The organism is Bacillus sp. FSL R9-9492 (genome assembly GCF_038007365.1).
GTDB lineage: Bacteria > Bacillota > Bacilli > Bacillales > Bacillaceae_G > Bacillus_A > Bacillus_A mycoides.
In genome coordinates this window covers 4009728-4022020 of record NZ_JBBOXC010000001.1, presented here as the reverse complement: position 1 = coordinate 4022020, position 12293 = coordinate 4009728, and the positions used below count along the sequence as shown (strand labels likewise).

General features: G+C 35.7%; 15 protein-coding genes. 12 read left to right on the top strand and 3 right to left on the bottom strand.

The window, feature by feature from the left end; all coding sequences use genetic code 11:
• Positions 1–64: 64 nt before the first annotated feature.
• On the bottom strand, positions 65–1000 hold the full coding sequence (gene ctaA, locus MKY70_RS20330; protein ID WP_002014781.1) for a heme A synthase: 936 nt from the start codon (positions 998–1000) through the stop codon (positions 65–67).
• A 497-nt stretch (positions 1001–1497) separates the two neighbouring features.
• Here ctaA and cyoE point away from each other — a divergent pair, with 497 nt between their 5' ends.
• The 6 genes from cyoE (at position 1498) to ctaG (ending at position 7406) form a co-directional block, all read left to right on the top strand.
• A complete protein-coding gene (cyoE, locus tag MKY70_RS20325) occupies positions 1498–2421 on the top strand; it encodes a heme o synthase (RefSeq protein ID WP_002033731.1) in 924 nt (307 codons plus the stop codon).
• 93 nt (positions 2422–2514) lie between these two features.
• Entirely contained in the window at positions 2515–3564 is a 1050-nt protein-coding gene (gene coxB, locus MKY70_RS20320; protein WP_002088304.1) for a cytochrome c oxidase subunit II, read from the top strand.
• 60 nt (positions 3565–3624) lie between these two features.
• Complete coding sequence (gene ctaD, locus MKY70_RS20315) at positions 3625–5460, top strand: cytochrome c oxidase subunit I (RefSeq protein ID WP_176126945.1); 1836 nt, start codon at positions 3625–3627, stop codon at positions 5458–5460.
• A complete protein-coding gene (gene ctaE / locus MKY70_RS20310) occupies positions 5460–6083 on the top strand; it encodes a cytochrome c oxidase subunit III (RefSeq protein WP_000557861.1) in 624 nt (207 codons plus the stop codon). Before ctaD ends, ctaE begins: the two co-directional genes overlap by 1 nt.
• 3 nt (positions 6084–6086) lie before the next feature.
• Entirely contained in the window at positions 6087–6419 is a 333-nt protein-coding gene (ctaF, locus tag MKY70_RS20305; protein ID WP_002014776.1) for a cytochrome c oxidase subunit IVB, read from the top strand.
• An 81-nt stretch (positions 6420–6500) separates the two neighbouring features.
• On the top strand, positions 6501–7406 hold the full coding sequence (gene ctaG / locus MKY70_RS20300) for a cytochrome c oxidase assembly factor CtaG (protein ID WP_033708188.1): 906 nt from the start codon (positions 6501–6503) through the stop codon (positions 7404–7406).
• 36 nt (positions 7407–7442) lie between these two features.
• Here the strand turns inward: ctaG and MKY70_RS20295 are convergent, their stop codons facing one another.
• Entirely contained in the window at positions 7443–7808 is a 366-nt protein-coding gene (locus MKY70_RS20295; RefSeq protein ID WP_002014773.1) for a YugN family protein, read from the bottom strand.
• 208 nt (positions 7809–8016) lie between these two features.
• Here MKY70_RS20295 and MKY70_RS20290 point away from each other — a divergent pair, with 208 nt between their 5' ends.
• From MKY70_RS20290 to MKY70_RS20265, 6 genes are all read left to right on the top strand, one after another.
• Complete coding sequence (locus MKY70_RS20290) at positions 8017–9051, top strand: CAP domain-containing protein (RefSeq protein ID WP_341025610.1); 1035 nt, start codon at positions 8017–8019, stop codon at positions 9049–9051.
• Between the two features lie 173 nt (positions 9052–9224).
• Positions 9225–9662, top strand: coding sequence for a YlbD family protein (locus MKY70_RS20285; RefSeq protein ID WP_002014771.1), 438 nt, complete (start codon positions 9225–9227; stop codon positions 9660–9662).
• 11 nt (positions 9663–9673) lie between these two features.
• Positions 9674–9919 (top strand): YlbE-like family protein, encoded by a 246-nt coding sequence (locus tag MKY70_RS20280; RefSeq protein WP_002014770.1) that lies wholly within the window; start codon positions 9674–9676, stop codon positions 9917–9919.
• A gap of 77 nt (positions 9920–9996) precedes the next feature.
• Positions 9997–10569: a histidine phosphatase family protein gene (locus MKY70_RS20275; protein ID WP_002014767.1), complete on the top strand. Its 573-nt coding sequence runs from the start codon at positions 9997–9999 to the stop codon at positions 10567–10569.
• Positions 10570–10685: 116 nt separating this feature from the next.
• Positions 10686–11138 carry a YlbF family regulator gene (locus MKY70_RS20270; protein WP_002014765.1) on the top strand — a complete coding sequence of 151 codons (453 nt, stop codon included), beginning with the start codon at positions 10686–10688 and terminating at the stop codon, positions 11136–11138.
• 127 nt (positions 11139–11265) lie between these two features.
• Positions 11266–11532, top strand: a complete 267-nt coding sequence (locus MKY70_RS20265) for a YlbG family protein (RefSeq protein WP_002088292.1) — start codon at positions 11266–11268, stop codon at positions 11530–11532.
• 54 nt (positions 11533–11586) lie between these two features.
• On the opposite strand, the gene MKY70_RS20260 is transcribed toward MKY70_RS20265, so the two are convergent.
• Positions 11587–11976: a DUF7147 family protein gene (locus MKY70_RS20260; RefSeq protein WP_002014762.1), complete on the bottom strand. Its 390-nt coding sequence runs from the start codon at positions 11974–11976 to the stop codon at positions 11587–11589.
• Positions 11977–12293: the final 317 nt, after the last annotated feature.

Sequence of the window (12293 nt, the reverse complement as noted above, 5' to 3'; positions counted from 1 at the left end):
AAAGCAGCTCTTTTTTGTGTGTAAATAATACCTTGCCGAATTGGCAAGGTATTAAAGTTTTACTTTATTTTGTTTGCTTAGAAGTTGATTCAGTTTCTTTTGCATTGACTGTACTTCTTGTACCTATCATAACTAAATAGCATAGTACAGCAAACAGGCAAGAAATGAAGAGCGAATGTAATAGTGCCATTGCTAAACTAGCATTTGTAAATACGACTAAAATCCCTACTATAGCTTGAAGTGTAACAAGGATAAATGAAATAATCCATCCCCAGTATACTACACGCTGCTGCTTGTAATGGCGAATAGCGATAATCATCGCATATAGTATCCAAGCGAAAATTAACATCGCTGCAACTCTATGCCCCATTTGGACCCACTCATGTAGTTGAGTTGGCATAGGTCTATTTTTACTGCATAAAGGGAAGTCTGGACAGGCTAAGGTAGCTCGTTCGTGACGTACTAAAGCTCCTGTGTAGACAACGATATAACTGTAAATTGTTACACCATAAATATGAAATTTCATTTTTTTGTCCATAATAAGTGAACGTGCATCAAATTTCTGATCAATTTCAAAAATAAGACACGTTAACAAGATGACAGAAGCAAATGAAATTAAGGAAATACCGAAATGAATAGCTAATACAGCAGGCATTTGACCCCAAACAACCGCCGCCGCCCCCATTAATGCTTGTGCAACTAAAAATACGAAGGATAAAATTGCTAACGTCTTTGTTTCGCGCACATGTTTATAATATTTCCAGGACAAGATACAAAGAAGAGTAACAAGGATTCCTGCTGATCCAGATGTTAAGCGGTGACTTAGCTCAATAATAGTTTCCATTGATAAATTAGATGGAACAAATTCACCGTTACAAAGAGGCCATGATTTGCCGCATCCTTGGCCTGAACCCGTTTTTGTAACTAAAGCGCCTCCTAGTAAAACTACTAATAAATCGAGACTTGTAATGACTGCTAACCATTTAATAAAGCGTTGCAATCTCTTTCACCATCTTTCTGCTATGAAGTTATTGCGAAATATTTTCATTCCATTATGTATAGAATAAAACGTGCTACAGTCCTATGATATATAAAAAATAATAAAATAGCAAAGAAATGGAGGGCGAGGACAACGTACGTATTATAAAGAAAAAAATGGGATTTAAAATACATATTTTAGGAGGGATTTAGGCTATTTTGAAAAGAAATGGGGAGAATACATGCTAAATATGACAAAATAGTTTATTATAGAAGATAACATCATGTTATGATAAGGATAAATTAGAATAAAGTTTTTTAATGTTCGACACAAAAAGTTCATGTTTTCTTCACAAAATGTTCGGGAAATGTGATTTAATATATTGGAGTATGGGCGTAGATTAGTAGTAGAATGGGTTAACAATATTTCTACTGTAATAATATTGCTATATAGAAGCGAAATATTTCACATGAAATATATGCTTAGAAAGATGATAGGTTTAAGAGGGGGTTAAAGTGATGAACCATGCAACAAGTGAGCTGCATGATGAGTCAGCTGTTTCAATTGTACCGGAAACAACTCGGTTACAAGATTTATCAGCGCTCGTTAAAATGGGGATTGTAAACTCAAATACACTTACTGTATTTACAGGATTTTGGTTGGCTTTACATTTTAATGGATTGAGTGTTATGGACAATCTAGATAAGTTATTTTTCACAATCGTTGGTTCGGCATTAATTATGGCAGGGGTATGTTGTTTAAATAACTACATTGACCGAGATATCGATCCATTAATGGAAAGAACAAAAAACCGTCCAACGGTAACAGGTAAATATAAACCTGGCTTTGCACTTGCATTTGGACTTGTAATTTTACTTCTTGGCTTTGCATTTTTATTACTTACTACACCGATGGCAGTGTTAATCTCATTTATTGGTGCCTTCACATATGTTGTTTTATATACGTTATGGACGAAGAGAAAATATACGTTAAATACTGTTGTAGGTAGTATATCAGGAGCAGTTCCACCTTTAATTGGATGGGCGGCAATTGATCCGTCTTTAAATCATCCAATTGCTTGGATGTTATTTTTAATTATGTTTATTTGGCAAATCCCACATTTCCTCGCATTAGCGATGAAGCGTGTTGATGAATATCGAAATGCAGGAATCCCAATGCTTCCTGTTGTACAGGGATTTGATATTACGAAACGTCAGATTATGATTTGGACAGTATGTTTATTACCACTACCATTTTATATGAGTGGACTTGGAATAACATTCATGGTAATTGCAACATTGCTTAACATCGGATGGATCGCATTAGGGCTTTATGGCTTCCGTCAGCAAGATGACATCAAGTGGTCCGTAAAAATGTTTGTTTATTCCCTGAATTACTTAACAATCTTATTTGTGTCAATGATTGTAGTTACATTCTTCTAAGACAACGACATGATTGGATTTCTTTACGTTGAGATTTACTTTACTTAACTATAAAGTACAATCTAATTCACAAAGAAAGTGGGGGTTGTTTGTATGAAGAAACAGTGGCGACTGCTTTCGTTCGTTTCACTGCTGGCTTTACTGTTAGGGGGATGCGGTAAAGCTTTTCAGTCTACTTTAATTCCGCAAGGGGAAGTAGCAAAAATGCAATATGATTTGCTCTTACTAGCGAGTGCAATCATGGTAGGAGTAGTACTTGTAGTTACTATTATTTTCTTATATGTAATTGTGCGTTTCCGACAAAAAAAGGGTGAGGAAGATTATATTCCAGAGCAAGTTGAAGGAAATCACAAACTAGAAATTATATGGACAGTCATTCCGATTATTCTTTTGTTAATCTTGGCTGTTCCGACTGTTACATATACATTCAAGCTTGCTGATGTAAGTGCGATGGAGAAAAAGAATATTGATAAAGATACTATCGTTGTTGATGTAACAGCGAATCTTTATTGGTGGGAATTTTCTTATAAATCAGAAAAAATAGTAACTTCTCAAGATTTAGTTATCCCCACAGGTAAGAAAGTGTATTTGAATTTGAAGGGTGCCGATATTAAACATTCGTTTTGGGTTCCATCTTTAGCTGGGAAAATGGATACAAATACAGATAATGTAAACAAAATGTGGTTAAAGGCAGATAAATCGGGCACTTATAATGGTTTTTGTACAGAATTTTGTGGCCCATCACATTCTTTAATGCAGTTCAAAGTGAAAGCTCTGGATGAAAGCGAGTACAAAAAGTGGCTTGCTGACATGAAGAAGATTGATGGAAAAAAAGAAGTAGCTTCCACAAAGGCGCAAGAGGGTCAAGAAATATTTAATAAAAGCTGTATTGGTTGTCATGCAGTTGGATCAAATGATAGTAGACCACCTTCTGCTCGTATCGCACCGAACTTAGCAAACTTCGCAGATCGCGATATGGTTGCTGGTATTGCCGAAAATAATGAAGAGAACTTAAAAAAATGGCTCAAAGATCCTGAAAATATGAAACCAGGTAATAAAATGACTGGTAAATATGGCAACTTAACGGATGATCAAATTAATGCATTAAATGCATATTTACAAACGTTAAAGATTGAAAAATAAAGAGGGATCATTTGCGAAGGGGAGGTTGAAAACGTGAGTTCTGTAGCAAAAAAACAGGGGATGGGTGCTGTCATATGGGATTATTTAACGACAGTAGACCATAAAAAGATTGCCATTCTCTATTTAATTGCAGGTGGATTGTTTTTTGTAATAGGTGGAATAGAAGCACTATTTATTCGCCTGCAGTTAGCGATTCCTAACAATGCTTTTCTTGTTGGGGATGCTTATAATCAAGTATTAACGATGCACGGTACAACAATGATTTTCCTCGCAGCTATGCCACTCGTGTTTGCATTTATGAACGCCGCTGTACCACTTCAAATTGGAGCACGTGATGTGGCGTTCCCGTTTTTGAATTCGCTCGGATTTTGGTTATTTTTCTTTGGTGGATTATTTTTAAATTTAAGTTGGTTTTTAGGAGGAGCGCCTGATGCAGGGTGGACATCGTATGCATCTTTAGCTTTAGCCTCTAAAGGACATGGTGTTGATTTTTATGTACTCGGCTTGCAAATATCAGGTATTGGTACATTAATTGGAGGTATTAACTTCCTTGTTACAATTATTAATATGCGCGCGCCAGGGATGACGTACATGCGCATGCCGATGTTTACATGGACAACATTTGTAACATCTTCACTTATTTTATTTGCATTTCCACCATTAACTGTAGGATTAGGACTTTTAATGTTAGATCGTTTATTTGGCACAAGTTTCTTTAATCCGGCACTAGGTGGGAACACGATTATATGGGAGCATTTATTCTGGATCTTCGGTCATCCGGAAGTATACATTCTTATACTCCCAGCTTTCGGAATATTCTCAGAAATCTTCGCCACATTTTCGAAAAAACGATTATTCGGTTATTCCTCTATGGTGTTCGCGACAGTATTAATAGGGTTTTTAGGATTTATGGTATGGGCGCATCATATGTTTACTGTTGGTCTTGGGCCTGTTGCAAATGCTATCTTCTCGGTTGCAACAATGGCGATTGCAGTTCCAACGGGTATTAAAATATTTAACTGGCTCTTTACAATGTGGGGTGGAAGTATTAGGTTTACAACACCAATGATGTGGGCGGTAGCTTTTATTCCATCCTTCGTTATGGGTGGAGTTACAGGTGTTATGCTTGCTTCTGCACCAGCTGATTATCAGTTTCATGATAATTATTTCGTAGTAGCACACTTTCATTATGTAATTGTTGGTGGTGTTGTATTTGGTTTACTTGCAGGTGCGCATTATTATTGGCCACTTATGTTTAATAAAGTATTAAATGAAACATTAGGTAAGATAACATTTTGGTTATTCTTTATCGGTTTCCATTTAACATTCTTTATTCAGCATTTCCTAGGTCTAATCGGTATGCCACGTCGTTACTACACATATCTTGAGGGCCAAGGGTTGGAAATGGGGAATATGATTAGTTCTATCGGAGCTGTGTTTATGGCTCTTGGAACGATTGTTCTTTTATTCAATGTAATAAAAACAACGGTATCAAAAGAGAAGGCTGGCCGTGATCCATGGGATGGACGTACATTAGAATGGACAATGCCAGCACCTACACCGGAATACAATTTTAAACAATTGCCATTTGTTCGCGGGTTAGATCCGTTTTGGATTGAAAAACGTGAAGGTAATAAAGAGATGACAGCAGCGGAACCGGCCGGTGATATTCATATGCCAAATGCTTCATTTTCACCATTTATCATTTCTCTAGGCTTATTCATAGCAGCATTCGGTGCGATGTATATGCAGGGTGGCAAAGATAAATTTTGGTTATTAGTAGCGATTATCGGTTTAATCATTACATTTGGTACAATGTTCCTTCGTTCAGTAATTGATGATCATGGATATCATATTCATAAGGAAGATTTAGATGATAAGGGGGGCAAGGCGTAATGCATGTAGATGAGAAATTAACGAATGAAACATTTCCAGCAGAGCCTGAAAAAGCAACCCTTGAGGGGAAAAATAAGTTTGTTGGTTTTTGGTTATTTCTTGGAGGCGAAACAGTGTTGTTCGCTTCCTTATTTGGCACATATTTAGCGTTAAAGAACTCTACAAATGGTGGACCAACATCTCAAGAGATGTTTCAAATGCCACTCGTTTTCATTATGACGATGCTTTTGTTAACAAGTAGTTTAACGAGTGTATACGCAATGTATCATATGAAAAATTTTAACTTTAAGAAAATGCAACTTTGGTTACTTGTAACAGTGTTGCTTGGCTTAGGATTTTTGGGGTTTGAAATATATGAGTTTTATCATTATACGCATGAATTTAAGCATACTATGAGAAGTAGTGCATTTGGTTCTGCATTTTATGCTCTTGTTGGTACACACGGGCTCCACGTGTTGTTTGGATTATGTTGGATTTTAACATTAATCTTTAGAAACGCGAAGAGAGGCTTAAATTTATACAACGCACCAAAGTTTTATGTTGCATCAATTTATTGGCACTTTATTGACGTAGTTTGGGTGTTTATTTTCACTGTAGTATATTTGATGGGAATGGTGGGATAAACAATGGCGGTTAAGCAAACGAATAATCCTAAGGTGGATCTTGTTTATCGGAAGAGAAAAAGTGCAGAGGAAATGAAGCACCAAGTTGTTACATTTTCACTAATGATTTTTTTAACATTAGTTGCATTTGCAGCGGTGGCATATCCGAAAACATTTAGCCCGATTTTTTCGGTTCCATTTATATTATTGTTAGCAGTCATTCAAGTTATATTTCAGTTATATTATTTCATGCATATGAGTCATAAAGGGCATGAAGCGGCGAGTTTCTTCTTGTACTCTGGATTGTTAATTGGTTTATTAACAATATTAGCCTTTATGACAATTGTGTGGATTTAAACAGTGATAGTAGGGGGCTCTGATATATCAAAGCCCTCTTTTTATATGAAATATAAGAATTTTGAAAAGGTAGGTGTGGAAATGGAAAACTTATGGGTATTTGGTTTTCAAGCTTTATGGAGTCCAATTTTTTTATTATTTATGATCTCGATTCTTATTAGTTATTTTTTAATTATTGGACCGTATAGAACGCGATTTGAAAATGCGACGAAGGTAAGTAAGAAGCAAATTTTTTATTTTACGACCGGGATTGTTCTTTTGTATGTTGTAAAGGGAGGACCTATTGATTTAATTGGTCATATCATATTTAGTGCACATATGTTTGAGATGGCAGTAATGTATATTGCGGTGCCTCCGTTATTACTGCTTGGTATACCTGTTTGGTTATATCGTTATATTACTTCTTTTAAGTTCGTTCAAATTGTGATAAAGTTTTTTGCTAAGCCGCTTATTGCATTGTTTGTATTTAATGGCCTGTTTTCCTTTTATCATTTGCCAATTGTTTTTGATGCAGTAAAACAAAGTCAAATAGCGCATCCTATTTGCCTTGCTATATTGTTTTTTGCAGCAATGATGATGTGGTGGCCGATGTTAAATCCACTGCCAGAATATCAAACTTTAAGTGATATTAAGAAGCTTGGTTACATGTTTGCTAATGGTATTTTATTAACGCCAGCTTGTGCGTTAATAATTTTTGCGACTGCACCATTATTTGCAACATATACAGATCCGGCCGCTTGGATGAAGGCAATGGAACTCTGTGTACCGGCGGGTACTTTATCAGATTTAAATATAACTGGACCAGAATTTTTACATTGGATGCCGGTAGTACAAGACCAGCAAACAGGTGGTATTATTATGAAAATTGTCCAGGAAATAGTGTACGGTACGATTATCGGTTATGTGTTCTTTAAATGGGCACGTAGAGAGCGTGAAAAGGATAAAGAGCAGCTGCAAGAGTTACCTCCTTATTTGCAGACGAAATAAAAACTAGCGCATCGTGTTAATGCGCTAGTTTTTTTGTTATTCAATAATTTGAAATTCTTTTAACTCTTTTTCAATATTTTGTAGGAGTTGTTCGCTTTTTTGAAGTACATTCGTTGGGAAAATCTCATCATCGCCATATTCAACGCCATGAGGATAATAATGTTTTCCTAATAAGGGTGGCAATAGTTTTACTTGAGCGTGTCTGCCGCCGATGTCACCTTCAACAGCAAATCCTTGTACACGTAAATAATAAATATCCTTTAATATTTCAAATTTATAATCATATGTAACACGTTCGTAATCCCATTGTCCGGCAAGTACAAAATGATTGTTTTCCATAATCTCAGTTAAAAGAGTTAGATCAACGACTGCATCAGTAAAGTTTGTATTTGTAAATTGCATAGAATACCTCCTTATTTTAATGTTAGTTCATTATTTTTATAATAGTACGAATAATAAGAAAGTGCAATTCGTATTGCGAGAAAAGGGATAATCCAGACTTTTTTCGTGAAAATATGATATAGTGAAAAGAGTACGGTACACACAAAAAAAGGAAATAAAAGGATTTGTGTATATCTCGATTTTATGCTTTGTTCAGGAGGTATATCGTTTGAAGAAATTATTGCGTATCGTAATGATTACATTTTTAATTTTAGCTGTTGATTTATACGGGAAGTTACTCGTGTCACAATATATATTAACCCCATCTCACTCTAAGCAAGAAAATAAAATTGTGAAAAAGAAGAAGCAAGTAAATGAAGAATCCACAGACACTGTTTTAAATATGATTGGCGGGGACTCTGAGAATTTATTAGCGAAGTGGGGCGAACCATCTCGAATAGAGCCGTCTGCTTATGGATATGACTGGTGGGTGTATAATCAAGATTTAGCTCAGTATGTTCAATTTGGAGTTGCTGAACGTAAAGTTGTAACGGCGTATGTTGCTGGTGAGCAAGTTAAGGTGGCTCCCTATTATATAAATGAAAAGTATGAAGAGGTATATAAAAAGAATCCACTTTCACATGAGATTTCATTAAAAAGAGGAAAGAATAGTTATCAATTTGAGTTATCTGATACGGAAGTAATGGAACAACCGCTAGTACCTGTAGAAGATGGATGGGCACAATTATACTTTGATCACTTTACACATGAGCTTGTTGGTCTTCGTTATATGGATGATGAAACGTTATTACGACAAAGACCATATCAACTTGTTTATTCAGGTGAATTAATAGCGGAACAGCCGCTGACGCCAGAAAAAATGAAGCAAGTAGAAAATGGAAATATGCAACAAATTCTCGATTTAACAAATATTATTCGGAGTCGTCATCAATTACCGTTGTTAACATTGGATCAACAAACTGCAGATGTTGCATTTGGCCATAGTAAAGATATGAAGGATAATAATTATTTTTCACACGATTCACCTACTTTTGGTACGTTAGGAGATCGCTTGCAACGTGGGCAAGTGGCTTTTCAACTTGCTGGTGAGAATATAGCGGCGCAACATAGTGATGGAATTGCGGCGGTACAGGGTTGGTTAAATAGTGAGGGGCATAGAAAGAATTTATTAAACGAACAATTTACTGGATTAGGTGTTGGGGTATATGATAAATTTTATACTCAAAACTTTATCCGAAAATAAAATGAAACTTTAATCAGTCGGGGCATCCTTCATTGATTATTAGTCTTCACCAATCGGGCTTTAATTGTCCACAAATAGGAAGATAAAAAGGTGCATGAATCGTCTAAAAATAGGCGAACCATGTGCCTTTTTTTTCTTACAATATAGTAGATATACATGAAGAGGTGAGGATTATGCCAACAACAAAAGGGCCGTTACATCCATCGGTTCAACAGTTTAAAGAGTTTGTAAACCATCACCCTAAAATGGTTCATGAGGTTAGAGGTGGTCAAAAAACTTGGCAGCAATTTTATGAAGAATGGTACTTACTTGGTGAAGAAGATCAAATATGGACAGCATATAGACCTGATGGAGCACCTGCTTTTTCTTCGGTAAAAGAAAATAAAGAAGAAAAAGAAAATCGAACAGAAGAGGAAAAAACTGCTGATGTGATGGGGCAAATGCTTTCTTTCTTTAAAAAGCTAGACGTAGAACAAATGCAACATCATTTAGCAAATGTAACGAGTGCGATTGGTAGCGTGCAACAAGTTATTCAACAATTTCAAGGAAACCGTGCGCAGCAAGAACAAAGTACTTCTGAAAATAATCCTTTTTTCTTTCAAAAGGATTAGGGGGAAAGAGAATGAGAGCAGAGCTTATGGAGTTTATAAAAGCTGATGAGGATTTAGCTCGCTATATTCGGGAACAGCCATACTGGTACCGGAAATTGACGCGTAACCCAGAAGAAAAAGAAGCTTTTGAGTTAGCTGCCATGCAGCATTTCAAAAAAACGATACCAGATAAAGTGGAAAAATTTCAAAATCAATTGGCCGTTGCTTCAATTATGATTGATATGTTCCAGTATATGAAGCAGCAAAATACGACGTAATTGGAAGGGAAAACTATGTCCGTTATGCAAAACTTTTGTTACAATAGAATCGGATTATTTAAAAAAGGAGTTGCAGCATGACGGAAATTTGTTTAGTACGACATGGACAAACTGATTGGAACTTTCAAGAGATTATTCAAGGGCGCGAAGATATTCCACTCAATGAAGTTGGGAAGAAGCAAGCGAGTCAAAGTGCAGCTGCCTTGCAAGCGGAATCGTGGGATATAATTATAAGTAGCCCGTTAATTAGAGCGCAAGAAACAGCTAAGGAAATTGCTGGGGCTATTGGATTACCATCTATTTTATTAGATGAGCGATTTATGGAACGTAATTTTGGGGAAGCTTCTGGGAAACCAGTTGCGGCCGTTAGAGAGTTAATTACAGAAGGTAATGTAGAAGGAATGGAGCAGGATGAAGAAATCGTAGAGCGCTGTTTTACGGCTTTACAACAGGTTGCAGCAGCACATGGAGATAAACGTATTATCATTGTTGCGCATTCACATGCAATAAAAGCTATTTTACACGCAATTGCACCAAATGAAATTACATTTAAAACGCCGTTAAAAAACGCATGTATTAGCTACGTGAAAGAGAATAGCGGGAAATGGGATGTTCTTAAATATAATATTGCGGAGCATATTAGTGTATAAGAGTGCAAGGAGATTGTATGAAAAGTAATTAGAATCATATCTTTCTTTTAGGTGAGACACTTCAATTAGTAGTTCTGTTCCAAATGTGTTATGATGAATACTCGGAGGTGTCTCTCATGATTGTAGCGACGCTGGAAAGCGTATTGATTTTAGATAAGGCAGAGCAGCTTGCAAAAGCGATCATCTGTTCAGATATAGCAGAAGATTACCGTAAGTATTATAAGGATTTACAAGAAGATATAGAAGTCCAGACGCTAATTCAGCAATTTACAGCGATGAAAGAGCGATACGAAGAAGTGCAACGTTTTGGTAAATATCATCCTGATTATACTTTCGTTTCGACGAAAATGAGGGAATTAAAGCGTTCTGTAGATATGCATGATAAGGTTGCAACTTTTAAAAGAGCAGAAACAGCTTTACAGAAGTTATTAGATGAAGTTAGTGTAGCAATTGGTTCTGAGGTATCTTCTTCCGTTAAAGTTCCAACAGGAAATCCGTTTTTTGATGCGGGTGGCTGTGGCGGTGGTTGTGGTACCGGAGGCGGTTGTGGTTGTAAAAAAACGGGGTAATTTACCCCGTTTTTTAGAATATAGAAGAAAACGTATACAGAGTTTGTTCTTTAATGTCATAAATTTATGATTGGTTTTCATAAAATATAAGAATATAAGTTTTTAAAAGGAGAAGATGGAGAAGATTATGTTCGGGCAACGACAAAGTATGATTGTTTATTTACATTCATTGAAACATGCCAAGATTTTAAGGAAATATGGTAACATTCATTACATATCAAAACGTTTGAAATATGCCGTTGTATATTGTGATATGGAACAAATTGAGCATATGATGCAAAAATTGAATAAACTTCCTTTTGTAAAAAAAGTAGAACAGTCGTATCGCCCATTTTTAAAAACGGAATTCGAAAATTCGCGTCCTGATCGGGCAAAAGAATACGATTATAGCTAAGTAAAAAAATCCCCTGCTAAATTTAGCAGGGGATTTTTTACTTGAAATAACGTGTTATTTCATTGGAGGAATGAAATTGTTCATTCGTAAAATACCAATTAGATGATTAAAAAATAGTTCTTTTTCAGGGAAAGTTGTTGATGGTTTTACAGTAAAGGGAGTAACTTTTTTTCCTATTTGTTCCGCCATTTCTTCAAATAAAACGACACGTTTACTTTTTTTATTTTCAAGTACAGGAATGCCTTCACGACATATGTATAATGGTTGGAAATCACCAGTAGTTGTCGGTTTTAGTATTACAACAAGTGAACACACTTTTTTTTCGTTTTTTACAGTTTCGAATTGTAACATATGTGTTACACGTTCTTGGTTTGTTTTGGCAATTTCAAGTAATTCATATAAGTCAGAGTAGCCTTCTCCGAGTTCTATAAAGCGTTGAATCATATTTTTTCCTCCTCTTTCTTTTACTGTACCACCTCACTTTTTAAATGAAAAGTAGACAAATAAAAAAACCCTGCAAAGCAGGGCCCTTCTAATACTAGTATGTACTACTAGTAAGAAGGCAAAGGGAGAGGAGAAACCGGAGGAAGAACTTATGGGGAAACGTAAGTCTTCTCCGCGGTTGGCAACAACATCGAAAATGATGTTGTTATATTTATTTATGTCCAATCTAAAATGAAGATATACATAATGAAATTAAAATTTATGTTAGGCTTTTTATTTTTCTTTTTTTTATTTTATGATAGGATAAAAAAGGTAAA

What these genes read in the sequence shown, in the direction of transcription:
- ctaD (WP_176126945.1), top strand. Translation starts at nt 3,625, where the DNA reads ATGGGTGCTGTCATATGGGATTATTTAACGACAGTAGACCATAAAAAG.
- ctaG (WP_033708188.1), top strand. Translation starts at nt 6,501, where the DNA reads ATGGAAAACTTATGGGTATTTGGTTTTCAAGCTTTATGGAGTCCAATT.
- MKY70_RS20260 (WP_002014762.1), bottom strand. Translation starts at nt 11,976, where the DNA reads ATGATTCAACGCTTTATAGAACTCGGAGAAGGCTACTCTGACTTATAT.
- coxB (WP_002088304.1), top strand. Translation starts at nt 2,515, where the DNA reads ATGAAGAAACAGTGGCGACTGCTTTCGTTCGTTTCACTGCTGGCTTTA.
- MKY70_RS20275 (WP_002014767.1), top strand. Translation starts at nt 9,997, where the DNA reads ATGACGGAAATTTGTTTAGTACGACATGGACAAACTGATTGGAACTTT.
- MKY70_RS20270 (WP_002014765.1), top strand. Translation starts at nt 10,686, where the DNA reads ATGATTGTAGCGACGCTGGAAAGCGTATTGATTTTAGATAAGGCAGAG.
- ctaF (WP_002014776.1), top strand. Translation starts at nt 6,087, where the DNA reads ATGGCGGTTAAGCAAACGAATAATCCTAAGGTGGATCTTGTTTATCGG.
- MKY70_RS20280 (WP_002014770.1), top strand. Translation starts at nt 9,674, where the DNA reads ATGAGAGCAGAGCTTATGGAGTTTATAAAAGCTGATGAGGATTTAGCT.
- MKY70_RS20285 (WP_002014771.1), top strand. Translation starts at nt 9,225, where the DNA reads ATGCCAACAACAAAAGGGCCGTTACATCCATCGGTTCAACAGTTTAAA.
- cyoE (WP_002033731.1), top strand. Translation starts at nt 1,498, where the DNA reads ATGAACCATGCAACAAGTGAGCTGCATGATGAGTCAGCTGTTTCAATT.
- MKY70_RS20265 (WP_002088292.1), top strand. Translation starts at nt 11,266, where the DNA reads ATGTTCGGGCAACGACAAAGTATGATTGTTTATTTACATTCATTGAAA.
- ctaE (WP_000557861.1), top strand. Translation starts at nt 5,460, where the DNA reads ATGCATGTAGATGAGAAATTAACGAATGAAACATTTCCAGCAGAGCCT.
- MKY70_RS20295 (WP_002014773.1), bottom strand. Translation starts at nt 7,808, where the DNA reads ATGCAATTTACAAATACAAACTTTACTGATGCAGTCGTTGATCTAACT.